At 71.4% G+C, this 24,459-nt stretch carries 22 protein-coding genes; 12 read left to right on the top strand and 10 right to left on the bottom strand.

The genetic code is table 11. The features are described 5' to 3' along the window. Positions 1-365 precede the first annotated feature (365 nt). Complete coding sequence (tyrS, locus tag BN3794_RS03315; RefSeq protein ID WP_066093256.1) at positions 366-1,580, bottom strand: tyrosine--tRNA ligase; 1,215 nt, start codon at positions 1,578-1,580, stop codon at positions 366-368. Positions 1,581-1,746: 166 nt separating this feature from the next. On the opposite strand from tyrS, the gene BN3794_RS03310 reads away from it, so the two are divergent. Both BN3794_RS03310 and BN3794_RS03305 read left to right on the top strand, forming a co-directional pair. Then, a complete protein-coding gene (locus BN3794_RS03310) occupies positions 1,747-3,162 on the top strand; it encodes a peptidoglycan DD-metalloendopeptidase family protein (protein WP_066093253.1) in 1,416 nt (471 codons plus the stop codon). A 48-nt stretch (positions 3,163-3,210) separates the two neighbouring features. Further along, positions 3,211-4,344: an anhydro-N-acetylmuramic acid kinase gene (locus tag BN3794_RS03305; protein ID WP_066093251.1), complete on the top strand. Its 1,134-nt coding sequence runs from the start codon at positions 3,211-3,213 to the stop codon at positions 4,342-4,344. Positions 4,345-4,356: 12 nt separating this feature from the next. Here BN3794_RS03305 and BN3794_RS03300 read toward each other — a convergent pair whose 3' ends face one another. From BN3794_RS03300 to BN3794_RS03290, 3 genes are all read right to left on the bottom strand, one after another. Next, complete coding sequence (locus tag BN3794_RS03300; RefSeq protein WP_066093249.1) at positions 4,357-4,584, bottom strand: hypothetical protein; 228 nt, start codon at positions 4,582-4,584, stop codon at positions 4,357-4,359. Positions 4,585-4,650: 66 nt separating this feature from the next. Then, entirely contained in the window at positions 4,651-5,952 is a 1,302-nt protein-coding gene (locus BN3794_RS03295; protein WP_066093247.1) for an AmpG family muropeptide MFS transporter, read from the bottom strand. Then, a complete protein-coding gene (locus BN3794_RS03290) occupies positions 5,949-6,752 on the bottom strand; it encodes an exodeoxyribonuclease III (RefSeq protein ID WP_066093244.1) in 804 nt (267 codons plus the stop codon). Before BN3794_RS03290 ends, BN3794_RS03295 begins: the two co-directional genes overlap by 4 nt. Positions 6,753-6,864: 112 nt before the next feature. Between BN3794_RS03290 and pyrE the strand changes: the two genes are divergently transcribed. After that, complete coding sequence (gene pyrE, locus BN3794_RS03285; protein ID WP_066093241.1) at positions 6,865-7,515, top strand: orotate phosphoribosyltransferase; 651 nt, start codon at positions 6,865-6,867, stop codon at positions 7,513-7,515. 24 nt (positions 7,516-7,539) lie between these two features. Further along, the gene (locus tag BN3794_RS03280) at positions 7,540-8,199 is read left to right on the top strand and encodes a hypothetical protein (RefSeq protein WP_236493170.1); all 660 of its coding nucleotides are present in this window, start codon (positions 7,540-7,542) and stop codon (positions 8,197-8,199) included. 49 nt (positions 8,200-8,248) lie between these two features. On the opposite strand, the gene BN3794_RS03275 is transcribed toward BN3794_RS03280, so the two are convergent. Genes BN3794_RS03275 through coaBC form a run of 3 tightly spaced genes read right to left on the bottom strand, consistent with a single transcriptional unit; the run spans position 8,249 to position 12,336 of the window. Continuing rightward, entirely contained in the window at positions 8,249-10,615 is a 2,367-nt protein-coding gene (locus BN3794_RS03275; protein WP_066093238.1) for a phosphomannomutase/phosphoglucomutase, read from the bottom strand. 15 nt (positions 10,616-10,630) lie between these two features. Further along, entirely contained in the window at positions 10,631-11,101 is a 471-nt protein-coding gene (gene dut, locus BN3794_RS03270) for a dUTP diphosphatase (RefSeq protein ID WP_066093235.1), read from the bottom strand. Continuing rightward, on the bottom strand, positions 11,098-12,336 hold the full coding sequence (gene coaBC, locus BN3794_RS03265) for a bifunctional phosphopantothenoylcysteine decarboxylase/phosphopantothenate--cysteine ligase CoaBC (RefSeq protein WP_066093232.1): 1,239 nt from the start codon (positions 12,334-12,336) through the stop codon (positions 11,098-11,100). The genes dut and coaBC overlap by 4 nt, the downstream gene beginning before the upstream one ends. Before the next feature lie 97 nt (positions 12,337-12,433). Between coaBC and radC the strand changes: the two genes are divergently transcribed. The 4 genes from radC to BN3794_RS03245 all read left to right on the top strand — a co-directional run bounded on the left by radC (position 12,434) and on the right by BN3794_RS03245 (position 16,641). Beyond that, positions 12,434-13,108, top strand: coding sequence for a RadC family protein (gene radC / locus BN3794_RS03260; protein ID WP_066093229.1), 675 nt, complete (start codon positions 12,434-12,436; stop codon positions 13,106-13,108). A gap of 78 nt (positions 13,109-13,186) precedes the next feature. Beyond that, entirely contained in the window at positions 13,187-14,875 is a 1,689-nt protein-coding gene (argS, locus tag BN3794_RS03255) for an arginine--tRNA ligase (RefSeq protein ID WP_066093227.1), read from the top strand. 17 nt (positions 14,876-14,892) lie between these two features. Then, entirely contained in the window at positions 14,893-15,765 is an 873-nt protein-coding gene (locus BN3794_RS03250) for an SPOR domain-containing protein (protein ID WP_066093224.1), read from the top strand. 120 nt (positions 15,766-15,885) lie between these two features. Next, positions 15,886-16,641: an SDR family NAD(P)-dependent oxidoreductase gene (locus tag BN3794_RS03245; RefSeq protein ID WP_066093222.1), complete on the top strand. Its 756-nt coding sequence runs from the start codon at positions 15,886-15,888 to the stop codon at positions 16,639-16,641. A 260-nt stretch (positions 16,642-16,901) separates the two neighbouring features. On the opposite strand, the gene BN3794_RS03240 is transcribed toward BN3794_RS03245, so the two are convergent. Next, positions 16,902-18,068: an acetyltransferase domain-containing protein gene (locus BN3794_RS03240; RefSeq protein WP_066093220.1), complete on the bottom strand. Its 1,167-nt coding sequence runs from the start codon at positions 18,066-18,068 to the stop codon at positions 16,902-16,904. Between the two features lie 232 nt (positions 18,069-18,300). Continuing rightward, positions 18,301-20,190, bottom strand: coding sequence for an arginine decarboxylase (gene speA, locus BN3794_RS03235; protein WP_066093217.1), 1,890 nt, complete (start codon positions 20,188-20,190; stop codon positions 18,301-18,303). 209 nt (positions 20,191-20,399) lie between these two features. Here speA and speE point away from each other — a divergent pair, with 209 nt between their 5' ends. Beyond that, positions 20,400-21,257, top strand: coding sequence for a polyamine aminopropyltransferase (speE, locus tag BN3794_RS03230; protein WP_066093214.1), 858 nt, complete (start codon positions 20,400-20,402; stop codon positions 21,255-21,257). A 185-nt stretch (positions 21,258-21,442) separates the two neighbouring features. Then, positions 21,443-22,120 carry an RIO1 family regulatory kinase/ATPase domain-containing protein gene (locus BN3794_RS03225; RefSeq protein ID WP_147675634.1) on the top strand — a complete coding sequence of 226 codons (678 nt, stop codon included), beginning with the start codon at positions 21,443-21,445 and terminating at the stop codon, positions 22,118-22,120. A 15-nt stretch (positions 22,121-22,135) separates the two neighbouring features. Here the strand turns inward: BN3794_RS03225 and BN3794_RS03220 are convergent, their stop codons facing one another. Next, on the bottom strand, positions 22,136-22,474 hold the full coding sequence (locus BN3794_RS03220) for a P-II family nitrogen regulator (protein WP_066093211.1): 339 nt from the start codon (positions 22,472-22,474) through the stop codon (positions 22,136-22,138). Positions 22,475-22,670: 196 nt separating this feature from the next. Here BN3794_RS03220 and ubiK point away from each other — a divergent pair, with 196 nt between their 5' ends. Continuing rightward, complete coding sequence (gene ubiK, locus BN3794_RS03215; protein WP_066093209.1) at positions 22,671-22,937, top strand: ubiquinone biosynthesis accessory factor UbiK; 267 nt, start codon at positions 22,671-22,673, stop codon at positions 22,935-22,937. Between the two features lie 14 nt (positions 22,938-22,951). Continuing rightward, the gene (locus tag BN3794_RS03210) at positions 22,952-24,454 is read left to right on the top strand and encodes a YifB family Mg chelatase-like AAA ATPase (protein WP_066093206.1); all 1,503 of its coding nucleotides are present in this window, start codon (positions 22,952-22,954) and stop codon (positions 24,452-24,454) included. The last annotated feature ends 5 nt before the right edge of the window (positions 24,455-24,459 follow it).

Here is a 24,459-nt window from a genome sequence, read left to right as displayed (position 1 = left end):
CGTTTCCGCCGAAGTGAGCCGCCCATTCTAGCGGACTTTTTCTTTCCGTCAACACCTCTTTCGAGGTCTTTCCGGCCCGGCGTCCGATCCGAAGATCTTTGCCGAAGTGAGCCGCCCATCTTAGCCGACTCTTCCGATCTGTCAACACTCCGCTTCGCAGCGCCTTCCAGATCCGGCAGCCGAACCAGCCGGCCGCCCCAGGGAGCCGCACATCTTAGCCGGCTTCCCCATCCCGTCAAGCCCCCAATTCAGGGAAGCTTGCCGGTCCACCCGATGGCGGCCTAGACCGTCATCAAGGGAGCGGGATTATGAAGCAATCCAACGGCGCCGGGAAGACGGCTTCGACGGCCCGGCGCAGGCACGATTCAGCCCGCCGTCACCAGCACGATGCGCGCGAAGTTGCGCTTGCCAACCTGCAGCACGCCCTCGAAGCCGGGCGCGAACATCTGCTGCGGGTCCTCGACCACCTCGCCTTCCACCTTCACCGCGCGCTCCTTGAGCTTGCGGTTGGCCTCGGAATTGCTGGGCGTCAGGCCGGCGGCGGTCAGCAGCGCAGCGATGCGCAAGCCCTCGGCCGGGACCGGCACTTCCTGCAGCGGCAGCAGGCGGGTGTCGCCCTGGCCGGTGACCACCGCCTGCCACCCTTCGACGGCACGTTCGGCCGCGGCCGCGTCATGGAAGCGGGTGGCCAGTTCGCGCGCCAGGCGCAGCTTGACGTCGCGCGGGTTGAGCTCGCCGGCTTCCACCTGGCGGCGCAGGCGCGCTGCCTCCTCCAGCCCGATGTCGAAGGAAAGCAGGTCGATCCAGCGCCACATCAGCGCGTCGTCGATCTTCATGGTCTTGGTGACGATGTCGATCGCCGGCTCGTCGATGCCGATGTAATTGCCCAGCGACTTGGACATCTTGTGCACGCCGTCCAGCCCCTCCAGCAGCGGCATGGTCAGCACCACCTGCGGCGCCTGCCCGAAGTGCTCCTGCAGGCCGCGTCCCATCAGCAGGTTGAACTTCTGGTCGGTACCGCCGAGCTCGACGTCCGCGTTGAGGGCCACCGAGTCGTAGCCCTGCACCAGCGGATAGAGGAATTCGTGGATGGCGATGGACTGCTGGGCGGCATAGCGCTTGGCGAAATCGTCGCGTTCGAGCATGCGCGCCACGGTCTGCTGGCCCGCCAGGCGGATCATGTCCGCCGCGCCCATCTTGCCGAACCACTCGGAGTTGAAGCGCACCTCGGTGCGCTCGCGGTCGAGCACCTTGAACACCTGGTCGGCATAGGTGCGCGCGTTGCGCTCCACGTCCTCGCGGGTGAGCGGCTTGCGGGTAGCGTTCTTGCCGGTGGGATCGCCGATCATGCCGGTGAAATCGCCGATCAGGAAGATCACCTGGTGGCCCAGGTCCTGGAACTGGCGCATCTTGTTGAGCAGCACGGTGTGCCCGAGGTGCAGGTCCGGGGCGGTCGGGTCGAAGCCCGCCTTGATCCGCAGGGAGCGCCCACTGGCCAGGCGCTTTTCGAGTTCTTCGATCTTCAGGACTTCATCGGCCCCGCGACCGATGGTCGCCAGGGCTTCGGCAAGGGACTTCACTGGAACGGACTCCACGGACACGGCATCAGGATGATGAACGATGTTAAGTGACAGTTAACCGGCAGGCAAACGAAAAACCGAACCGGCTCAATGGTTTGACGCGTCGTTGCCACCTGACTATGGTAGCCCCGGTCCGGGCCCGCTGCCGGCCCAAGGATCCCGCCTGATGCCTCAGTTCGACCCGTCCCTTGCGCGCGACAAGCGCCGCGTCCAAGAGCGCCTGAACGTCCTCCACGGCACCCTGCTCCGCAGGAAACTGCAACAGCACATCCCCGGATTCAACGCCCGCTGGACCCGCCGGCACTGGATCCATGCCACCTTGTTCGCGACCATCGGCGCGCTCGTGGCCACCATCGTGCCCGGCTTCTCCAACGCGCTGGCACCGCCGCTGCAGACCCATTCCACGCTGGCCCTGCCCTTGCCTCCCGCCGAGGCGGCGCAAGGCCCGCGGGCGGTAATGGACCAGTGGCAGATCCTGCACGTCGAGCCGGGCCAGACCCTGGGCGCGCTGTTCGAGCAGCTGAGCATCCCGGCCACGGTGATGCACCGGATCCTGGAACACCCGGGCACCCGCGAGGCGCTCACCCGCCTGCGCCCGGGCGCGGAGATCGCCTTCGACCTGCCCGCCGACGGCGAGCTGCGCGGCATCCGCTTCGATCGCGATCCTTCGCACCGTATCGAGCTGTCGCTGCAGGACGATGCGATCCGGGAAAAGGTGCTGGAACGGGCCACGAGCACGCGCACCGTCGTGGCCAGCGGCGAGGTCGATTCCTCGCTCTACGCCGCCGCGCAGAAGGCCGGCGTGTCCCCGGCGGTCGTGGTGGCCATGGCCGACGACATCTTCAAGTACGACATCGACTTCGACAAGGACGTGCAGCCGGGCGACCGTTTCAGCGTGGTGATGGACGAGACCTGGCGCGAAGGCGAACGCATCGGCACCGGCGACATCCTCGCGGCCACGTTCACCTCCGGCGGCAAGACCTATACGGCCTTCCGCTTCAGCCGTGACGGCAAGAACGCCGAGTACTTCGACATCGACGGCCGGCCGTTGAAAAAGAGCTTCATCCGCATGCCGATCCCGTATGCGCGCCTGAGTTCCAGCTTCGGCGCGCGCAAGCACCCGATCCTGGGCACGATGCGCATGCACAAGGGCGTGGACTACGCCGCCGCCTCGGGCACGCCGATCATGGCCGCTGGCGATGCGCGGGTCGCTTTCGTCGGCAAGCAGAACGGCTACGGCAACGTGGTGATCCTTGACCACGGCCGCGGCTATTCCACGCTGTACGGGCACATGTCGCGCTTCGCCCGCATCCGCGCAGGCGAGCGCATCGCGCAGGGCACGGTGATCGGCTACGTCGGCATGACCGGGATGGCCACCGGGCCGCACCTGCACTACGAATTCCGGGTCAATGGCGCACAGCGCAACCCGCTGTCGGTGACGATGCCGCCGCCCGAGCCGCTGCGCGGTGCCGAGCTGGCCCGCTTCCGGACGCAGACCGCGCCGGCGCTGGCCCGGATCGAGGGACTGGAAAAGCGGATCTACGCCCAGGCCGGAACGCGCCGCGGCCAGGAACGCGGCTAGACTCCCGGGGCGGCCACTGGCCGCCCTTTTCGTTTCCCGGACCGCCCCATGCTCCTGCCCGCCGACGAGACCCCGCTGTACCTGGGCCTGATGTCCGGCACCAGCGCCGACGGCATCGATGCCGCCCTGGTGCGCTTTCCGGAATCCGGCACGCCCCGTTGCCACCTGGTGCACGGGCACACCTTCGCCTGGGAGCCCGCGCTGCGCGAGACGCTGGTGCGCCTGGGCCAGGCGCTGGAGCCGATCGCGCTGGACCGCCTGGGAGCGCTGGATGCGCGCGTCGGCGAGGCCTTCGCGCAGGCGGCGCTGACCGTGATCGCGCAGGCCGGCGTCGACCCGCGACGGATCGCCGCGATCGGCTCGCACGGGCAGACCATCCGCCACCGGCCCCTGGCGACGCCGGCGTTCACCTGGCAGATCGGCGACGCCAACCGCATCGCCGAAGCCACCGGCATCGCCACGGTGGCCGATTTCCGGCGCCGCGACATGGCCGCCGGCGGCCAGGGGGCGCCGCTGATGCCGGCCTTCCACCTGGCCATGCTCGGCGCCGCCGACGAAGACCGCGCCGTGCTCAACCTGGGCGGCATCGCCAACCTCACCCTGATTCCCATGCACGGCGACGCGCGCGGCTTCGATACCGGCCCGGCCAATGCACTGCTGGATGCCTGGTGCCAGCGCCAGCTCGGCCAGCCCTTCGACGTGGACGGGCGCTACGCCGCCAGCGGCCAGGTGCACGTCCCGCTGCTGCAGCGCCTGCTGGCCGAGGACTGGTTCGCGCTGCCGCCGCCCAAGAGCACCGGCCGCGAGCAGTTCCACCTGGACTGGGTCGAGGTGGCGCTCGCCGGCGAGCAGGTGGCCGCGGCGGACGTGCAGGCGACCTTGCTGGAACTGACCGCCGCCACCGTGGCCGATGCATTGCGGGCGTGGCAACCCGGCACGCGCCGGGTGATCGTCTGCGGCGGCGGCGTGCGCAACCCGCGCCTGCTCGAGCGCCTGTGCGCGCAGCTGCCGGGCGTGAGCGTGGAATCGAGCCAGGCCTGGGGCCTGGATCCGGACTACATGGAAGCGATGGGCTTCGCCTGGCTGGCGCGCGAGACCCTGGCCGGGCGGCCCGGCAACCTGCCCACGGTCACCGGCGCGCGCGGGCCGCGCGTGCTCGGCGCGATCCATCCGGCCGGCTGAACCGGCCCGGCCTCAGAAGTTCGGCCCGGTCGGCAGGCCCTGCAGCGCGGCGATCGCCTCGGACAGCACGTCCACCTCGCGATTCTCCAGGCCCGAGCGCACGTCCAGCTCGCTGGCGAACAGGCCCTGTTCGAGCAGGGCCAGCAGGGTCTGGCGCTGGCTCCACGCCCGCGCCACCGAAATGCGGCGGATGCGTTCGACCAGCACGGGGTCCACGTCTTGCAGCAGCAGGTCGGCCATCGCTCCTCCCCCGGTCCCGGCTCCCCCCGGAGGGCAGATGATGGTCAGGCCCGCGCCCGGATGCAATCAGGCCACCGCGGTGCGCTCGCCGATGCGCGGCCACAGCCAGGCCAGCAGCAGCAACGTGGGCACCACCGTGACCGCGCTGAGGATGAAGAAGGTGCTGTAGGAGGTCGCCTCGACGATGTAGCCGGACACGCCGCCGACGAACTTGCCCGGCAGGTTGGCCAGCGACACCAGCAGGGCGTACTGGGTCGCGGTGAAGGCGCGGTCGGTCAGCGAGGACATGAACGCCACCAGCACCGTGCCGGCGAAACCCTGGAACAGGTTGTCGGCCGACAGCGCCGCGTAGAACGCCCACAGCTGGCCGGGGTGGTGCGCCATCAGCAGGAACGCGAGATTGGACAGGGCCACGCCCAGCGCTGCCAGCAGCAGCATGCGACGGAAGCCGAACGCCGCCACCGCCGCGCCGCCGGCGAACGCGCCGACGATGCCCATCCATACCCCGAACAGCTTGGACACGGTGGCGATGTCGGCCTTGGTGAAGCCCGAATCGAGGTAGAACGGGCCGGCCATCACCCCGATCACCTGGTCGGGGAACTTGTACAGGCCGACGAAGGCCAGCAGCACCAGGGCCAGGGCCACGCCGTTGCGGCGGAAGAAACTGGCGATCGGCTCGACGAAGGCCTCGGCCACGTCGATGCGCCGCTGCACGGTCTGCCGCGGTGCCGGCTCGCGGCAGCACACGGTAGCCAGGATCGGCAGCAGCATCAGCGCCGCCATCGCCAGGTAGGCGATGCGCCAGCTCTCGAACTGGGCCAGGTACAGCGCGCCGGCGCCGGCCAGGATCAGGCCGATGCGGTAGCCCAGGGTGTAGGTGGCCGCGAGCGCGGCCTGGGTGTCGTCCGGGGCGATCTCGATGCGATAGGCATCGACCACCGAATCCTGGGTGGCGCCGGCGAAGGACGCCAGCAACACCCAGGCCACCAGCGGTACCACGCCGCGCTCGGGATGGACGAAGGCCAGCGCGACCAGGCCGGCGAGCACCCCGACCTGGGCCGCCAGCAGCCACGAGCGGCGCCGCCCCAGGAACGCCAGCGGCGGGAACGGATAGCGGTCCAGCAGCGGCGCCCACAGGAACTTGAGCAGGTAGAAGAAGCTGGCCAGGCTGATCAGGCCGATGCTGCCCAGGTCCAGGCCCACGTCGCGCAGGCGCGTGGACAGGGTCTGCGAGGCGATCAGCAGGAACGGCAGGCCGCTGCCGAAGCCGAGCAGCGCCATGGTCGCCGCCGACGGCGTGGCGAAGGCGCGGCGGATGCCCGACCAGCCGCGGTAGGACGGGCGCGCGTCGCCGGCCGGGGCGCTCACAGGTCGTAGTCCACGGTATAGGGTGCGTGGTCGGAGAAGCGCTCGGCGGCGTAGATCGCGCAGTCGCGCAGGTGCGGGCGCAGGTTGGGCGTGGCCAGCTGGTAGTCGATGCGCCAGCCCACGTTGTTGGCCCGGGCCTGGCCGCGGTTGCTCCACCAAGTGTAGTCCTGGCCCTGCGGATGCAGCACGCGGTAGCTGTCCACCCAGCCCTGCCGCGGCTGCGGCGTGCCGTCGCTGCCCTCGTCGGCCCCGACCAGGCCGTTGAGCCAGGCGCGCTCGGGCGGCAGGCACCCGGAATTCTTCTGGTTGCTGGTCCAGTTGCGGATGTCCAGGCGGCTGCGCACGATGTTCCAGTCGCCGCACAGCACGTACTGGCGGTCGCTGCGCAGCCAGGCCTCCAGGGTCGGGCGCAGCCACTCCATCACCTTGAACTTGAAGTCCTGGCGCACCTCGCCGGAGGAACCGGAGGGGATGTAGAAGGACACCACGCTGAGCTTGCCGAAGCGCGCCTCCAGGTAGCGGCCCTCGTCGTCGAAGGCGTCCCAGCCCAGTCCGGTGCGCAGCTCGTCCGGCTCGCGCCGCGCATAGATCGCCACGCCGCTGTAGCCCTTCTTGGTGCTGGCGTCGCGGAACCAGGCCTTGTAGCCCGGCGGCAGGTAATCCGGCCCCGCAAGCTGGGCTTCCTGGGCCTTGGTTTCCTGCACGCACAGCACGTCCACGTGCTGGGCGGCGAACCAGTCGAAGAACCCCTTGCGGGCGGCCGAGCGCAGGCCGTTGGCATTGAAGGTGGTGATACGCATGCGCGGGATCGGGAAGCCGGAGGGAAGGGCGTAAAGCGTACCCCAGCGCGGCCTTCGGGCAGCCGACCGGCTATGCTTTCACCCTTTCTGGTTTCCCGTCCCGGTTGCCCCCATGACCGATCACCGCTCCCGCTTCCTGCAGCTGGCGCTGGATGCCGATGCCCTGCGCTTCGGCGAGTTCACCCTCAAGTCGGGCCGCGTCAGCCCGTATTTCTTCAACGCCGGACGCTTCGACAGCGGCGCGCGCATGGTCGCGCTGGCGGCCTGCTACGCCGATGCGATCGACGCGGCGGGGCTGGCGTTCGACACCTTGTTCGGCCCAGCCTACAAGGGCATCCCGCTGGCCACGGCGATCGGTTGCGAATACGCACGCCGCGGCCGCGACCTGCCGCTGGCCTTCAACCGCAAGGAAGCCAAGGACCACGGCGAGGGCGGCACGCTCATCGGCGCGCCGCTGGCCGGGCGCCGGGTGCTGATCGTCGACGACGTGATCACCGCCGGTACCGCCATCCGCGAGGCGCTGGCCATCATCCGCGCCGCCGGCGGCATCCCGGCGGCGATCGCGGTGGCCCTGGACCGCCAGGAGATCGCCTCCGACCACGACCGGCGCTCGGCGGCGCAGGCGGTGGCCGCCGAGGCCGGCATCCCGGTGGTGGCGGTGGCCGGGCTGGCGGACCTGCTTGCATTCGTCGGCACAAACGCCGAACTTGCCGCTTTCCGGGAACCGCTGCAGGCCTACCGCGCCCGCTACGGCAACCACTGACCGGCCAACTTCAGGGGGAAGGCCATGGATCGCATCATCCGCAGCAGCCTGCTGGGCACCGCGCTGGCGCTGGCCTGCGCCGGCGCGGCGACGGCACAGGACAAGGGCACGGCCAAGAAGCTGTACTGCTGGGACCAGAACGGCCAGCGCATCTGCAGCGACACGCTGCCGCCGGACGCGGTGAACCACGCGCGCGAGGAATTCAACGCCAAGAGCGGCATGCGCAGCGCCACGGTGGACCGCGCGCTCACCCCGCAGGAACGCGCCGCCCAGGCCGCCGCGCAGGCGCAGCAGCAGCTCGATACCGCCGCCGAGCAGACCCGCAAGCGCACCGAGCAGGCGATGCTCACTTCCTACGCCAGCGAGGACGACCTGCGCCGCGTCTTCAACGAGCGCACCGCGATCCTGGACAACAACGTGCAGACCGCGCTGTACAACGTGAACAGCCTGCGCGACGGCCTGGTGACCCAGTTGCAGAAGGCCGGCGACCAGGAGCTGGCCGGGCACAAGGTGCCCGACAAGCTGGCCGCCGACATCGCCGCCCGCCACCAGGAGCTGCTGGACCAGCAGCGGCTGCTGGCGGGCTTCCAGGCGCAACGCGCGGCGCTGGACGTGGAGATCGAACAGACCCTGCAGCGCTACCGCGAGCTGAAGGGCACCACCGCGGTCGCCACCGCGCCCTGACGGGCGCGCCGCCTGCGGCCGCACCGGCCCGCAGGCGACGGCGGTCGGATCAGAAGCCGATCGCCAGCTGCGGGGCGACCTGGCCGAGCAGCGCGCGGAACAGGCCGCGGATGCGCTCCAGCGCGGCTTCGTCGTCGGCCTCGAAGCGCAGCACCAGCGCCGGCGTGGTGTTGGAGGCCCGCAGCAGGCCCCAGCCGTCGGCGAAATCCGCACGCAGGCCGTCGATGGTGGACAGGCGTGCCTGGGCGAAGGGGCTGTCCTCGGCCCGGGTGGCCACCTCGAACGCGGCAACGATGCCCGCCGCGGTGCCCGCATCGGCCACCTCCACCTTGATCTCCGGGGTCGCCACCAGCGCCGGCAGCGCCGCCAGCACCTCGGTCGGGGAGGCCTCGTCCTGGGCCAGGATCTCCAGCAGCCGCGCGGCCGCGTACAGGCCGTCGTCGAAGCCGTACCAGCGCTCCTTGAAGAAGAAGTGGCCGCTCATCTCGCCGGCCAGCTCGGCGTCGGTCTCGCGCATCTTGGCCTTGATCAGCGAATGGCCGGTCTTCCACATCAGCGGGCTGCCGCCGTTGCGCAGCACGTGGTCGGCCAGCTTGCCGGTGCACTTGACGTCGTAGATCACCAGCGCGCCTGGATTGCGCTGCAGCACGTCCCCGGCGAACAGCATCAGCACCCGGTCCGGGAAGATGAAACGGCCCTCGCCATCGACCACGCCGAGGCGGTCGCCGTCACCGTCGAAGGCCACACCCAGGTCGGCGCCGAACTGGCGCACGGTCTGCGCCAGGTCGGCCAGGTTGGCCGGGTCGCTGGGATCGGGATGGTGGTTGGGGAAGGTGCCGTCGACGTCGCAGTACAGCGGGATCGGATCGGCGCCGATGGCCTCCAGCAGGCGCGGGGCGATCTCCCCGGCGGCGCCATTGCCGGCATCGACCACCACCTTGAGCGGGCGGTCCAGCTGCACGTCGTCGGCGATGCGCTGGATGTAGTCCTCGGCCACGTCCTGCTGCTCGTAGCCACCCGGCGCCTCGGCCACGTGCAGGCGGCCGTCGCGGATGCGCGCGTACAGGTCGGCGATGGCGTCGCCGGCCAGCGCGGCACCGCCCACCACTACCTTGAAGCCGTTGTATTCGGGCGGGTTGTGGCTGCCGGTGACCACCAGCGCGTTGCCCACGCCGAGGTGCTCGGCGGCGAAATAGGCCACCGGCGAGGGCACCATGCCCAGGTCCACCACGCGCACGCCGGCCTCGCGCAGGCCCTGGATGGCGGCGCTCATCAGCTCCGGACCGGACAGCCGGCCGTCGCGCCCGACGACGATGGCCGCCAGGCCCCGTTCGTGGGCCAGGCTGCCCACGGCCTGTCCGATCAGCCGGGCCGTGGCCGGGGTCAGCTCGCTGCCGACCTTGCCGCGGATGTCGTAGGCCCGGAAGATCCCCTCGGCCACGCCGGGCGCCTTGCCCGGACGCGGTGCGGCGGCGGCAGGCGCGGCCCCGGCATCCGCGCCCTCGGCCACCGGCGCCGCCGCATCCTCCTCGGGGTGTGACAGGGCCTCGGCCAGCGTCGGTCCCTCGCTCGCGGGCGTCGCGCCGCTGCCGCGACGCGGCAGGCGCAGCGCCAGCCGGCCCGACAGCACCAGCAGTAGCGCGATGCCGGCCAGCGCCAGCACGATCGCGATCACCAGACAGGCGACCATGCCCAGGCCGAGCGGGCCGGGGGCGACGTCGGCCATCGCCATGGCGATGCGCAGGCCGGTCTTGCCCACCGGCCGCGACAGGGTCTCCCCGCCCTGGGCCAGGGCGCTGTCGCCGCGCTCGACCACGTTGTAGTTGCCCTGGCGCAGCGCCAGGTAGGCCCCGCCGGGCAGGTCGGCGGTGGTGACGGCCGCGGTCAGCGCGGACAACGGCAGGCGCGCATAGGCGACCGCCGGGCGCTCGGCCAGGCCCACCGCCTCGGCCACCCCCAGGCGCGCGCCGCCACCGTCGCGCACCACCCGCGCCACCGCGACGCCGTCGCGCTGGGCCTGCTCGAGCAGGCCCAGGCGGCCATAGCCGAAGGCCGCCGGGTCGGTGAACGCCTGCGCCAGGTCCGCACCTTCCACCCGCACGTCCTCGGCGCCCTTCCAGGCCTGTTTCAGCGCCGCGGCGGCGGCATCGGCATCGCCTTGCCGCAGGGCCTGCGCCACCGCCGGCTCGGCCAGGTGGCGCTTCATCGCCGCCAGCTGTGCCTGCAGCGCCTGCTGGGTGGCGGTCACCGCCGCATCGCGTGCCTGTTCGGTCCGGTCGGTGGCCTGCGTCTCGCGCCACTGGCGCGCCCCGCTCCAGCCCAGCCAGCCGGCCCCCAGGAACAGCAGCACCGCCAGCAGCGGCGCACTCTTGCGCATGTCGGCGGGCAGATGCCCGCGATCTCCTGCCTTGCTCATCCCCGTCGCCCCCTGTCAGCGCACGCCGGTGTGGCCGAATCCACCCTCGCCACGCGCGCTGTCGGCGAAAGTATCCACCACTTGCAGGCGTGCACGCACGACCGGCACCAGCACCAGCTGGGCGATGCGGTCGCCCGGTTCGATGTCGAAGGCCTCGCGGCCGCGGTTCCACAGGCTGATCAGCAGCGGCCCCTGGTAGTCGGCGTCGATCAGGCCGGTGCCGTTGCCCAGCACGATGCCGTGGCGGTGGCCCAGTCCCGAGCGCGGCAGCACCAGCGCGCACAGGCCCGGATCGGCGATGAACAGCGCCAGGCCGCTGGGCACCAGCGCGACGTCGCCGGGCGCCAGCCGCATCGGCGCCTCCAGCGCGGCGCGCAGGTCGAGCCCGGCGCTGCCGTCGGTGGCGTAGGCCGGCAGCGGCCAGGCGTCGCCGAAACGCGGGTCGAGCACCTTCACCTGCAGCGCGTGCACGCCCGCGGCGGTCATGCGCGCAGCCTTTCGGCGACCAGCTCGACCAGCTGCTCGGCCAGGCGAGCCTTGGATGTGGCCGGGAACACGCGCTCGCCGTCGGCCCAGTAGGCAGTGGCGGCGTTGCTGTCGCTCTCGAAGCCGCTGCCGGCCACGCCGACCTGGTTGGCGATCACCAGGTCCAGGTGCTTGTCCACCAGCTTGCCGCGCGCGTAGCGCTCCACGTCGTGGGTCTCGGCGGCGAAGCCCACCACCAGCTTGAGCGCATGGGTCTGCGCGGCGACCTCGGAAAGGATGTCCGGGGTGCGCACCAGTTCCAGCGCCAGGGTCTGGCCGGTCTTCTTGATCTTCTGCTCGGCCACCTTGACCGGGGTGTAGTCGGCCACCGCCGCGGCGCCGATGTAGATGTCCGCCGGCAGCGCGGCGAACACCGCCTGGCGCATCTGCGCGGCCGAGCGCACGTCCACGCGCTGCACGCCCGCCGGGGTCGGCAGCGCCACCGGGCCGCTGACCAGCACCACCTGCGCGCCCTGCGCGGCGGCCGCGGCGGCCAGCGCATAACCCATCTTGCCGCTGCTGCGGTTGCCCAGGAAACGCACCGGGTCCAGGTCCTCGTAGGTCGGCCCGGCGCTGATCACCACCCGCTGGCAGGCCAAGCGGCCCGGGATCGCGGCGCCCGCCTCCTCCCCGCCCGCGGCGGACGCCAGCGCGGCGACGATCGCCGGAGGCTCGGCCAGCCGCCCCGGCCCCGACTCGCCCTCGGCCAACGGCCCGTCCTCCGGACCGACGACCTGCACGCCGCGCTCGGCCAGCGTGCGTACGTTCTGCCGGGTCGCCGGGTGCAGCCACATGCGATGGTTCATCGCCGGGCAGACGGTGACCGGCGCGGTGGTGGCCAGGCACAGCGTGGTGACCAGGTCGTCGGCCAGGCCATTGGCCAGGTGCGCGATCAGGTCGGCCGTGGCCGGCGCCACCACCACCTGCTCGGCCCAGCGCGCCAGCTCGATGTGGCCCATCGCCTGTTCGGCGGCCGGGTCCCACAGCGAAGTGCGCACCGCGTGCCCGGACAGGGCCTGGAAGCTCAGCGGGGTGACGAACTGCTGGGCGCCGGCGGTCATCGCCACCTGCACCTGCGCGCCGGCGTCGCGCAGCCGGCGCACCAGCTCCAGCACCTTGTAGGCGGCGATGCCGCCACCCACGCATACCAGCACGCGCCGCCCGTGCAAGGCCTGCTCACGGAGGGATCCGCTCACGTCCGGAAATTCCTACTGTTCCAAAGGCCGCTAGCTTACCGCGAAGCCCGGGACGGCCCTGATGCCCCGCCGGCATGAGCAGCGCCATCCTCGTCCTATGCACATACGCGACTGGCCCGCCACCGAACGTCCCCGCGAGAAGCTGCTGCGCCACGGCGCCGCGGTGCTCTCCGACGCCGAACTGCTCGCCATCTTCCTGGGTTCGGGCCTGAGCGGCCAGGACGCGATCCAGACCTCGCGCCAGTTGCTCGGCGACCACGGCCCGCTGCGGGTGCTGCTCGACCGTGCCCCTGCCGACCTGATGCGCCTGCCCGGCCTGGGCCCGGCCCGCGCCAGCCGCCTGGCCGCGGCACTGGAGCTGGGCCGCCGCCACCTGGCCGCCGAGCTGGAGCGCGGCGATCCCCTCACCGGCCCGGCCAGCGCCGGGCGCTATTTCGCCGCACGCCTGCGCTCGCGGCCGCACGAGGTGTTCGCGGCGCTGTTCCTGGACACGCGCCACCGTGCCCTGGCCTTCGAGGAGCTGTTCAGCGGCACCATCGACGGCGCCGAGGTGCATCCGCGCGAGGTGGTGCGGCGCGCCCTGGCGCTCAACGCGGCGGCGTTGATCGTCGGCCACAACCACCCTTCCGGCAATGCCGAGCCGTCGGCGGCCGACCGCGCGGTGACCGCCCGCCTGCGCGAGGCGCTGGAGCTGGTGGACGTGCGCCTGCTGGACCACTTCGTCATCGGCGACGGCGCCCCGGTGTCGCTGGCCGAACGCGGCTGGCTGTAGCGCGCCGGGCGGGATAACGGACCCGGAACAGCCGGGTCGGGTAAAATGCCTCATTCGGTGCTTCTTGCAGATTCCCACGTGAAACCCCAACTCCGCGCCCTGATCGGCCAAGGCATCGAAGCCTTGCGCGCCAACGGCACCCTGCCGGCCGACACCCTGCCGCCGGACTACGTGGTCGAGCGGCCCAAGACCCGCGAGCACGGCGACTTCGCCACCAACGCCGCCATGCTGCTGGCCAAGGCCGCGCGCACCAACCCGCGCGCCCTGGCCCAGGCCCTGGCCGCGGCGCTGCCGGCCAGCGACGACGTGGCCAGCGTGGAGATCGCCGGCCCCGGCTTCATCAACTTCCACCTGGCCCCGGCCGCCTACCAGCACGAGGTGGTGCGCGTGCTCAAGGAAGGCCACGACTACGGTCGCAACGCCTCCGGCAACGACCGCTCGGTGGGGGTGGAATACGTCTCGGCCAACCCGACCGGGCCGCTGCACGTGGGCCACGGCCGTGCCGCGGCGATCGGCGACAGCCTGGCGCGGGTGCTCGAGGCCAACGGCTGGAACGTCAAGCGCGAGTTCTACTACAACGATGCCGGCGTGCAGATCGCCAACCTGGCCCGCTCGGTGCAAGCCCGCGCCAAGGGCCTCAAGCCCGGCGACGCCGGCTGGCCGGAGGCGGCCTACAACGGCGAATACATCGCCGACGTGGCCCGCGCCTACCTGGCCGGTGCCACCGTGGACCTGGAAGGCACGCCGATCACCGGCGCCCGGGACCCGGACGACCTGGAAGCGGTCCGCCGCTTCGCGGTGGCCTGGCTGCGCAACGAGCAGAACCACGACCTGGCCGCTTTTGGCGTCGATTTCGACATCTACTTCCTGGAAAGCTCGCTGTACCGCGACGGCAAGGTGGAAGAGACGGTGCACAAGCTCGTCGCCTCCGGCCACACCTACGAAGAGGGCGGCGCGCTGTGGCTGAAGTCCACCGACTTCGGCGACGACAAGGACCGGGTGATGCGCAAGTCCGACGGCACCTACACCTACTTCGTGCCGGACGTGGCCTACCACCTGAGCAAGTGGCAGCGCGGCTACGAGCGCGCGATCACCGAACTGGGCGCGGACCACCACGGGTCGCTGGCGCGCGTGCGCGCCGGCCTGCAGGCGCTGGAGCTCGGCATCCCCAAGGGCTGGCCCGAATACGTGCTGCACCAGATGGTGACGGTCATGCGCGGCGGCGAGGAGGTCAAGCTCTCCAAGCGCGCCGGCAGCTACGTGACCCTGCGCGACCTGATCGACGAGGCCGGGCGCGACGCCACGCGCTGGTTCCTGATCGCGCGCAAGCCCGATTCCCAGCTCACCTTCGACATCGACCTGGCCCGCCAGCAGAACAACGACAACCCCGTGTTCTACGTGCAGTACGCGCATGCCCGCGTGTGCAGCCTGCTGCGCCAGGCGCAGGAGAAGGGGCTGAAGTTCGACCAGGCCCGCGGCGCGACCGAACTGCGCCGCCTGGACGATCCGGCCTCGCTGGCCCTGATGACCGAGATCTCGCGTTACCCGGAGGTGGTCGAGGCCGCCGGCCAGGCGCTGGAACCGCACCAGATCGCCCAGTACCTGCGCGAATTGGCGCACGAGTTCCACACGTGGTATCACGGCACCCCGGTGCTGGTGGACGATGCCGGCGAACGCGACGCGAAACTGGCGCTGGCCGTGGCCGCGCGCCAGGTGCTGGCCAACGGCCTGGACCTCCTGGGCGTGACCGCCCCGGAAAAGATGTGATTCGGAGACAGCGGTAGATGGCAGCAGCAAGACGCGGCAAGAGCCAGGCACGGCGCACCGGCGGTGGCCAGAGCACGCCCGGTTGGGTATGGCTGGTCGCCGGGGCGGCGATCGCGGCCGTGGTGTTCCTGGCCGCCCCCGACCTGTTCCACAAGAAGGGCGACTTCCTGCGCGCCGGCCCGCGGCCCGATCCGGACGCGCAGCCGGCCGCCGTGGCCGATGCCGACGTGGATGCCGCCAGCGAGCCGGCCAAGCCGCCGGAGCCCGACAAGAAGCCGGACGGCGCCAATACCCAGTTCGACTTCTACACCCTGCTGCCCGGCAAGGAAGTGCAGATGTCCGACGCGGAGATCGCCGCCACCAGCAAGGCCGAGACCGCGCGCAAGCAGGCCCAGGACGCGGCCCGCGCCAAGGCGCTGCTGGAAGGCCGCGATCCCGGCCCGCAGCCGTTGCCCGCCCCGGTAACCGCTCCCTCGCCGGCGAACACGGCCACGGTGGCTTCCGCGACACCGGCACGGCCGCTGCCGGCGCCCGTGGCCACGCCTGCCGCGGCCGCGCCGGCACCCCGGCCGGAAGCCGGCAGCATCGCACCGCCAGCGGCACCGACCGCACCCGCTGCCCAGACGGCTTCCGCCGCCAAGGCCACCGCGGTGCCCGACGGCCATTACCTGCTGCAGGCCGGATCCTTCGGCGGTTCCAGCGACGCAGAAAACATCAAGGCCCGCATCGCCATGCTGGGCCTGAGCGCACGGGTGGAATCGGCGGATATCGGCGGCAAGACCGTCTACCGCGTGCGCATGGGGCCCTACGCGAGCGCCACCGAACTGGCGGCCGCCAAGCAGAAGCTGGAGAACAGCGGCCTGCCGGCCATCGCGATCCGCGCCCAGTAATCGGGTTGCGCATGCGGGCGCCGACGCGCCCGCCACGGCAGCGTCCTCCGCGGCCGCGTTGGCCACGCCCGCGGCACCGGTGCGAGAATCTCCCGTTCTTCCGCAACGGGATCCCCGCCCATGTCCAAGACCGTCCTCATCACCGGCGCCACCTCCGGCTTCGGCGCCGCCGCGGTACGCCGCTTCGCCGGCGCCGACTGGAAGGTCGTCGCCACCGGCCGTCGCGCCGAGCGCCTGGCGCCGCTGGTCGATGCCTTCGGCGCCGAGCGCGTGCACGCGGCCGTGTTCGACATGCGCGACAGCGATGCCATGCAGGCCGCGCTGGACGAGTTGCCTGAAGGCTTCCGCGACATCGACGTGCTGGTCAACAACGCCGGCCTGGCCCTGGGCACCCGGCCCGCCCAGGACTGCGACCTGGCGCAATGGCGGCAGATGATCGACACCAACGTGACCGCCCTGGTCACGATCACCCGCAAGCTGCTGCCCACGCTGATCGCGCGCAAGGGCGCCATCGTCAACCTGAGCTCGGTCGCCTCCACCTATCCGTACACCGGCGGCAACGTCTACGGCGGCACCAAGGCCTTCGTGAAGCAGTTCTCGCTGGGCCTGCGCTCGGACCTGTCTGGCACCGGGGTGCGCGTGACCAGCATCGAGCCGGGCATGGCCGAGACCGAATTCACCCTGGTGCGCACCGGCGGCGACCACGCCGCCTCGGACAAGCTGTACGCCGGCTCCCACCCGATGACCGCCGAGGACATCGCCGAGCAGATCTACTACGTGGCCACCCTGCCGCCGCACCTGAACATCAATCGCCTGGAGATCATGCCGGTGAGCCAATCATTCGCCGGGTTCCAGGTCGCCCGCGATCCGGTCTGACGACCATCGGCCGGGCCGTGCCGGCGCGTTCGCCAGGCACCGGCCCGGCCGGTAGCGGGCGGACGAGCCGGTATGCCGGACCCGCCTGCCGCAAGATTCATCCAGCCCGCTCCGGTGCGGAGCGACGCCGCAGGCGGGCTCGCGTGGTGGTCAAGGCTCTCAAGGCCACGATCGCGACCGCCATTCCCGCAGCGTCGCTGCATACCCGGAAACGGACCAACCCTCACTAACGCGATGCGAAGGGCCTCGGCGCGGCGTGCTCACAGATAGCGCAGCCACGCCAGGTCGCGACGGCGCGCCTTGAACCGCGCGAATGCGCGCACCGGCCAATACAACGCCAGCGCCAGCAGCGCCGCCGCCGCCCACAGCGAGGCGACATGGTCGAAACCGAACACCTGCCCCTGGTTGGCGCCCCGCCAGGCCAGCGCGACGAGGTACAGCGCCTTGAGCACGTACAGGTGCAGCAGGTAGAAGAACATCGGCGCCGCGCCGAAGGTCGCCATCCAGCCCAGCCGGGCGGACAGCGCCGGCCATTCGAACAACCGCAGCAGCAGCAGCAGGCCGATGCCCAGGGTCAGCAGCAGGAAACACAGCGACGGCGGGTACTTGGTGACGTTGAAGAAGCTCATCAGCGCGTGCCGCGGATCGCCGAACGACTGCCACGGGGTATCGCCATAGCCGTTCCACAGGCGCAGCGCGAAGAACCCGGCCAGCAGCGCCAGACCCGTACCGAGCAGCAGGCGCCGGCGCGCGGCGGCATCCGTTGCCCGCCCGTACCAGGGCCCGGCGGCATAGCCCAGGGCGATCACGCCGATCCACGGCAGCAGCGGATAGGACGTGCGCAGCCGCAGCCCGTCGCCGAGCACGATCCAGTCGCGCTGGTGCAGCACCTTCCACAGCACCGCCAGCGGCCCGGTGCCGGATGCCTGCAGCGGGTCGAACAGGTTGTGCCCGGCCACCAGCAGCAGGCCCACCGCCACCAGCGCCGCGCGCGGCAGCCACAGCAGTCCGGCCAGCGCGATCATGCTCAGGCCGATCGCCCAGATCACCTGCAGGTAGACCACCGAAGGCGGGAACTGGAAGGTCCAGGCGAAATTGACCAGGGTCAGCTCCAGCGCCACCAGGAACAGCCCGCGCTTGAACAGGAACGCCGAGGCCGCCCTGCGCGGATCGTCGCGGTTCTGGCCGTAGAGCCAGGCCGACAGCCCGGTCAGCCCCACGAACACCGGGGCGCACAGGTGCGCCAGCATCCGGCACGCGTACAGCGCCGGCGATACCTGGGTCACGTCCATTGGATCGGACACCTGGTGCTGCAGGTAGAACGTCTCGCGTACGTGGTCGAGCAGCATCAGCAGCATCACGCCGCCGCGCAGTAGGTCGATCGAGGGCAGGCGCTGACGGGGGGCGGCAGCGGAGAGTGGGGGCATGCGGATGGAGGAGTGGCAGGATTCCGTTACATCGTAACAAGCCAGCGACTGTACAACCCAGCGAAGTCATGTCCTGCTGTCCATGTCGGCGCCGCGGATGCACGACGCGGCCGCCACCTGCTCGCCGGGCCAGGCACCCTCAAGGAGATGGACGGCACGACCCGACAACAGTGCCGCCAGTGCCCCGGCGGTTCCGCGCCGGACCGCCACGCGGCCCGGCGCGGGCGCCGGCTCAGCCCAGCGGCTCGTCGGACAGGTAGGTGTAGCCGGTCAGGCCGGCCTCCAGCTCGGTACCCAGGCGCCGGGCCTCGTCGGCCGGCAGCCGCGCGGCGGCGATGCGCTCGGCGTAGATCGCGCGCAGCGCGTCCAGGCGGTAGCCCACGTAGTCCAGCATCACCTCGGTGGTGTCGCCGCGGCGCTGCTGGGCGATGCGGTAGCCGTCGCCCTCGGCCCGCACCTCGACCGCGTCGGTGTCGCCGAACAGGTTGTGGATATCGCCGAGGATCTCCTGGTAGGCACCGACCAGGAAGAAGCCGATGCGGTAGCTCTCGCCGCGCTTCAACTCGTGCAGCGGCAGCGAGCTGTCCAGGCTCTCGTTCTCGACGTAGCTCTTGACCATGCCGTCGGAGTCGCAGGTCATGTCGCAGACCACGCCGCGCCGGGTCGGGCGTTCGTCGAGCCGTTCGATCGGCACGATCGGGAACACCTGGTCGATCGCCCACACGTCCGGGATCGACTCGAACACGCTGAAGTTGACGAAGTACTTGTCCACCAGGCGCTCGTTGAGCTCGTCCAGGATCGGCCGGTGGCTCTTCTCCTCGGGGCTCAGGCGCGCACGCACGCCGTGGGCGATGGCGTAGAACAGGTCGTCGATGCGCGCGCGCTGGGCCAGGTCGATCTGACCCAGTGCATAGGCGCTCAGGCCCTCGGCGTGGAAGTGCTGGGCCTCCTGGAACAGCTCCACCGCCGGGCGCACGTCCAGTTCCTCGTGGATCTCGCGCAGGTGGCGGATGGCCGCCGGCTCGTCGTCGTGGGCCTCGGGCACGCGGCCCTCCGGCGCGGTCTCGACCTCGGCCACGTTGGCCACCAGCACGGCGTGGTGGGCGGTCAGCGCACGGCCGCATTCGGTGACGATCCGCGGCGGCGCCAGGCCATGCTCCTGGCAGGCGCTGGCCAGCGGCTGGACGATGTTGCTGGCGTAGGCCTGCAGCCCGTAATTGATCGAGCAGTAGCTGCGCGAACGGGTGCCCTCGTAGTCCACGCCCAGGCCGCCGCCGACGTCGACGTGGGTGATCCGCGCGCCCAGCCGCGACAGTTCCACGAAATAGCGGGTCGCCTCGCGCATGCCGTTGGCGATGTCGCGCACGTTGGAGATCTGCGAGCCCATGTGGAAGTGCAGCAGGTTCAGGGTGTCGGCGAACTCGGTGTCGCGGATCTGCTTCCACAGGTCCAGCAGCTGCCGCGGCGAGAGCCCGAACTTGGCCTTGTCGCCGCCGCTGTTCTGCCACTTGCCGGCGCCCAGCGAGGCCAGGCGCATGCGCACGCCCAGGCCCGGCTTGACGCCCAGCGCCTGCGACTCCTCCAGCACCAGCTTCAGTTCGGAGGGCTTCTCGATGACGATGAAGGTCTGCAGGCCGAGCTTGCGCCCGATCAGCGCCAGGCGGATGTACTCGCGGTCCTTGTAGCCGTTGCACACGATCAGCCCGCCCGGCCGGCTCAGCGCCAGCACCGCCATCAGTTCGGGCTTGCTGCCGGCCTCCAGGCCGAAGCCCTCGCCGTCGTGCGCGGCCAGCGTGGCCGCCACCGAGCGCTGCTGGTTGACCTTGATCGGATAGACCGATGTGTAGCCGCCGGGATAGTCCCAGTCGGCCTGGGCCTGGGCGAACGCCGCCTGCAGCTTGCCCAGGCGCTGGCCCAGGATGTCCGGGAAGCGCACCAGCATGGGCAGCCGGGCGCCGGCGGCGCGGGCGGCGTCGACCACCTCCGGCAGCGGCACCTGCACGCCCGCCTCGCCCTGCGGCTTCACCACGACGCGCCCGGCCGCATCCACGTCGAAGAATCCGTCCGCCCAGTGCGGGATGGAATAGGTCTTGCGGGCCTGGCCGGCGGACCACTGGCTCATTTCGGGCGGACTCGATAGCGGGAAAAGGGCGGCGATTGTAACGCCCGGCCCGCGCGGGGTCCGTTACAATCCGCGCCCGCGCGGCGCCCGGCCCGCGGCCCGCCGTTCCCGGCGCCGCGGGGGCACCTGCCCGACGGCCGGCCCGCCGCCCCTCCACACCCTCGCCATCGCCGCCGGCGGTGGCCGCCATCGTCCAGCAAGGATTCCCCATGAGCAGCAGCGACACCTGGTTCATCGAGCATTTCGACCCCACCGGCTCGGCCATCGGCTTCCGCACCACCGCCAAGCTGGACGAGGTGCAGTCGCCGTTCCAGAAGATCGAGATCTACCAGTCCACCGACTGGGGCAAGCTGATGGTGATCGACGGGGCGATGATGCTGACCACCCGCGACAACTTCTTCTACCACGAGATGATCGCCCACCCGGTGCTGTTCACCCATCCGGCGCCCAAGCGCGTGGTGATCATCGGCGGCGGCGACTGCGGCACCCTGCGCGAGGTGCTCAAGCACCCGGAAGTGGCCTCGGTGACCCAGTGCGACATCGACGAGCAGGTCACGCGCATGGCCGAGAAGCATTTCCCCGAGCTGTGCGAATCCAATGCCGACCCGCGCGCGGAGCTGCTGTTCGACGACGGCGTGGCCTACATGGCCAATTGCGAGCCGCGCAGCGTGGACGTGGTGATCGTCGATTCCACCGACCCGATCGGCCCGGCCGAGGGCCTGTTCAACCAGGCGTTCTTCGAGAGCTGCTTCCGCGCGCTCAAGGACGATGGCCTGCTGGTGCAGCAGTCCGAGTCGCCGCTGGCGCTGCTGGACCTCATCAAGGACATGCGCGCGGAGATGGGCAAGGCCGGCTTCCAGTCGTTCCGGACCCTGCCGTTCCCGCAGCCGTGCTATCCCACCGGCTGGTGGAGCGTGACCGTGGCCGCCAAGCCCGCGGGCTTCGGGTTCGGCTTCCGCGAGGCCGACGCGCAGGCCAAGCCCTTCGACACCGGGTACTACACCGCCCACCTGCACACCGGCGTACTGGTCGCACCGCCGTTCGTCGCCCAGGCCCTGGGCGAATAAGCCACCGATCCGCGGCGGGCGGCCGGCGCCGTTCGCCGCACGGGTGGAACAGTTCGTCCACCTCCCTGGCCATCATGGCCGTGGGAGAAGTGTCGGAGCGGCGTTAGAATTCAATTAATGAACCATAGGGTTCAATTGAATCGACGCCCATCTCCGGGTGCGCGCCCGCGCACCGGCGAACCACCATGAAAGAACTCCTGCCCTCCTGCCTTCTCGCTCCCGAGCCGGTCGCCTGCGACCCCGCCCGGACCAAGCTGCTCAAGCGCGGCCGCCGCCTGCTCGAGCCGGACGTGTACCAGACCTGCCTGGACGGCCGGCCCGCGGTGGTCAAGGACTACACCCGCTACCGCCATACCCCGCTGTCGCTGCCCGCACGCCTGCTGGTACGGCGCGAGGCCCGCATGCTGCGGCGGCTGAACGGCTGGCGCCACGCGCCCGCCCTGCTCGGCACCCTGGGCAGCCTGGCGCTCGGCATGGAGTACGTGCACGGCCAGACCCTGAGCGAATGCGCTCACCAGGTGGGCCGCGAGGTCTTCGACCAGCTGCAGTACGCCCTGCAGCGCCTGCATGCGGCCGGGATCACCCACAACGACCTGCACGGCACCAACGTGCTGATCAGCGCCGGCGTGCCGGTGCTGATCGACTTCACCGCCGCCTGGCAGGCGCCGCGCTGGCTGCGCGAGAGCTTCATCGCCCGCCAGCTGCGCCGCGGCGACCAGGCCAACCTGCTCAAGCTGCGCCAGCGCCTGCTGGGCGTGGCGCCGAGCGAGGCACAGCGCGCCGCGGTGGCCGAGCCGGCCTGGATCCGGCGCCTGCGCGGGGGCTGGAAGCGCGTCTACCGGCGCTTCAAGCGCGCCGGCTAGGCCCGCGCCGCACCGTCACAGCGCATCGGCCCCCAGCTCGCCGGTGCGGATGCGCAGCACCGAACCCAGCGACTGCACGAAGATCTTGCCGTCGCCGACCTTGCCGGTACGGGCGGCGGCCACGATCGCCTCGATGGCGGCCTCCACCCGCTCGTCCGGCACGGCCGCCTCGATCCTGGCCTTGGGCAGGAAATCGACGACGTACTCGGCACCGCGGTACAGCTCGGTGTGGCCCTTCTGCCGGCCGAAGCCCTTGACCTCGGTCACGGTGATACCGGTGACGCCCTGCGCGGCCAGTGCCTCGCGCACTTCGTCGAGCCGGAACGGCTTGACGATCGCGGTGATCAGCTTCATCGGAACGGCATCGACGGCTTCGGAACGGGGTGGCGAGGATAGCGCCGACCGGTGGCCGCGCAGTGACGCGCTGCGGCATGAGCTCATGCCGGGCAGGCGCGATTCGGATTATCCTTACTGTCCCATCCACGCGCGGCCGATGCTCCAGACCCGGACCTGCGCCCAGTCTGCAAGTCCCTTCCGCGGAGCCAGCCCGATGATCGACCTCAACCAGATCGACGCCCTCGCCCGCCGCCTCGGCGAGCTGGTGCCGCCCGGCCTGCGCGAATCGCGCGAGGAGATGGAAACCGCGTTCAAGGGCGCCCTGCAGGCCGGCCTGGCCAAGCTGGACCTGGTCACGCGCGAGGAATTCGAAGTCCAGCGCGCGGTGCTGCTGCGCACCCGCGAGAAGCTGGACGCGCTGGAAGCGAAGGTCGCCGGGCTCGAAGCCCGGCAGGCCGGCCCGGCCGCCCCCCAGGCCTAACCCTCCTCGTTGCCATGAGCCTGGCGCTGGTCCACAGCCGCGCCCGCGCCGGCGTGCATGCGCCCGCAGTGCGGGTGGAAGTACACCTGTCCGGCGGCCTGCCCTCCACCCAGATCGTCGGCCTGCCCGAAGCGGCCGTGCGCGAATCGCGCGACCGCGTGCGCGCGGCGCTGCTGTGCGCGCAGTTCGAGTTCCCGGCGCGGCGCATCACCATCAACCTGGCACCGGCCGACCTGCCCAAGGAGGGCGGGCGCTTCGACCTGCCGATCGCGCTGGGCATCCTCGCCGCCAGCGGGCAGATCGACCGGCAGGCGCTGGACGGCTGGGAATTCCTGGGCGAGCTGGCGCTGACCGGCGAACTGCGCGCGGTGGACGGGGCGCTGCCCGCCGCCATCGCCGCCGGCAAGGCCGGTCGCCGCCTGCTGGTGCCGGCCGGCAACGGCGCCGAGGCGGCGCTGGCACGCGAGGTTGACGCCTATGCGGCCCGCACCCTGCTGGAGGTGTGCGGCGCCCTGGCCGGTGCCGCCGCACCGCGGCGGGCCGAGGCACCGCCGATGCAGCCCCGCCCGTACCCCGACCTGGCCGACGTGCGCGGCCAGGCCCAGGCCCGGCGCGCCCTGGAAGTGGCCGCGGCGGGCGGCCACCACCTGCTGTTCGTGGGCAGCCCCGGCTGCGGCAAGACGCTGCTGGCCTCGCGACTGCCCGGCATCCTGCCCGAGGCGGACGAGGAGGAGGCCCTGGAATCGGCCGCCATCGCCTCGGTCAGCGGCCACGGACTGGATCCGTCGCGCTGGCGCCAGCGCCCCTATCGCGCCCCGCACCACACCGCCAGCGCGGTCGCCCTGGTCGGCGGCGGCGGCCATCCGCGCCCCGGGGAGATCTCGCTGGCGCACAACGGGGTGCTGTTCCTGGACGAGCTCCCGGAATGGAACCGGCACGCGCTGGAAGTGCTGCGCGAACCGCTGGAGTCGGGCACGGTCACCGTCTCGCGCGCGGCGCGCAGCGTCGAGTTCCCGGCGCGGTTCCAGCTGGTGGCGGCGATGAACCCGTGTCCCTGCGGCTGGGCCGGCGATCCGTCCGGGCGCTGCCGCTGCAGCCCCGACAGCGTGCGCCGCTACCGCGCACGCATCTCCGGCCCGCTGATGGAACGCATCGACCTGCACGTGGAGGTGCCACGCCTGGCCCCGCACGAACTGCGCCCCGACCAGCCCGGCGGCGAGGATTCGCGAAGCGTGCGCCAGCGCGTGGAGGCCGCGCGCCGGCGCCAGCTGGAGCGGGCCGGCACGTCCAATGCGCGCCTGTCCCAGCACCAGACCGAACGCGACTGCCGCCTGGCCGCCGGCGACCAGGCCCTGCTCGAGCGGGCCATCGAGCACCTGCGACTGTCGGCACGCTCGATGCACCGCATCCTGCGTGTGGCGCGCAGCATCGCCGACCTGGAAGGGGAAGCCCGCATCGCCACCCCGCACCTGACCGAGGCCATCGGCTACCGCCGCCTCGACGCGGCCACGACCTGATCCGC

The sequence above is a fragment of the Xanthomonas massiliensis genome (assembly GCF_900018785.1).
GTDB classification, from domain to species: domain Bacteria; phylum Pseudomonadota; class Gammaproteobacteria; order Xanthomonadales; family Xanthomonadaceae; genus Xanthomonas_B; species Xanthomonas_B massiliensis.
Note: the sequence above shows the minus strand (reverse complement) of the source record. Positions and strands in the feature narration are given on the sequence as shown.

Excerpts from the sequence above, each read along its gene's own strand:
- BN3794_RS03290 (WP_066093244.1), bottom strand. The coding sequence starts at position 6,752 with ATGCGTATCACCACCTTCAATGCCAACGGCCTGCGCTCGGCCGCCCGC.
- BN3794_RS03210 (WP_066093206.1), top strand. The coding sequence starts at position 22,952 with ATGAGCCTGGCGCTGGTCCACAGCCGCGCCCGCGCCGGCGTGCATGCG.
- dut (WP_066093235.1), bottom strand. The coding sequence starts at position 11,101 with ATGACCGCCGCGGGCGTGCACGCGCTGCAGGTGAAGGTGCTCGACCCG.
- BN3794_RS03300 (WP_066093249.1), bottom strand. The coding sequence starts at position 4,584 with ATGGCCGACCTGCTGCTGCAAGACGTGGACCCCGTGCTGGTCGAACGC.
- pyrE (WP_066093241.1), top strand. The coding sequence starts at position 6,865 with ATGACCGATCACCGCTCCCGCTTCCTGCAGCTGGCGCTGGATGCCGAT.
- ubiK (WP_066093209.1), top strand. The coding sequence starts at position 22,671 with ATGATCGACCTCAACCAGATCGACGCCCTCGCCCGCCGCCTCGGCGAG.
- BN3794_RS03225 (WP_147675634.1), top strand. The coding sequence starts at position 21,443 with ATGAAAGAACTCCTGCCCTCCTGCCTTCTCGCTCCCGAGCCGGTCGCC.
- BN3794_RS03220 (WP_066093211.1), bottom strand. The coding sequence starts at position 22,474 with ATGAAGCTGATCACCGCGATCGTCAAGCCGTTCCGGCTCGACGAAGTG.
- BN3794_RS03310 (WP_066093253.1), top strand. The coding sequence starts at position 1,747 with ATGCCTCAGTTCGACCCGTCCCTTGCGCGCGACAAGCGCCGCGTCCAA.
- radC (WP_066093229.1), top strand. The coding sequence starts at position 12,434 with ATGCACATACGCGACTGGCCCGCCACCGAACGTCCCCGCGAGAAGCTG.
- BN3794_RS03250 (WP_066093224.1), top strand. The coding sequence starts at position 14,893 with ATGGCAGCAGCAAGACGCGGCAAGAGCCAGGCACGGCGCACCGGCGGT.
- BN3794_RS03280 (WP_236493170.1), top strand. The coding sequence starts at position 7,540 with ATGGATCGCATCATCCGCAGCAGCCTGCTGGGCACCGCGCTGGCGCTG.
- speA (WP_066093217.1), bottom strand. The coding sequence starts at position 20,190 with ATGAGCCAGTGGTCCGCCGGCCAGGCCCGCAAGACCTATTCCATCCCG.
- speE (WP_066093214.1), top strand. The coding sequence starts at position 20,400 with ATGAGCAGCAGCGACACCTGGTTCATCGAGCATTTCGACCCCACCGGC.
- BN3794_RS03275 (WP_066093238.1), bottom strand. The coding sequence starts at position 10,615 with ATGAGCAAGGCAGGAGATCGCGGGCATCTGCCCGCCGACATGCGCAAG.
- BN3794_RS03305 (WP_066093251.1), top strand. The coding sequence starts at position 3,211 with ATGCTCCTGCCCGCCGACGAGACCCCGCTGTACCTGGGCCTGATGTCC.
- BN3794_RS03245 (WP_066093222.1), top strand. The coding sequence starts at position 15,886 with ATGTCCAAGACCGTCCTCATCACCGGCGCCACCTCCGGCTTCGGCGCC.
- BN3794_RS03240 (WP_066093220.1), bottom strand. The coding sequence starts at position 18,068 with ATGCCCCCACTCTCCGCTGCCGCCCCCCGTCAGCGCCTGCCCTCGATC.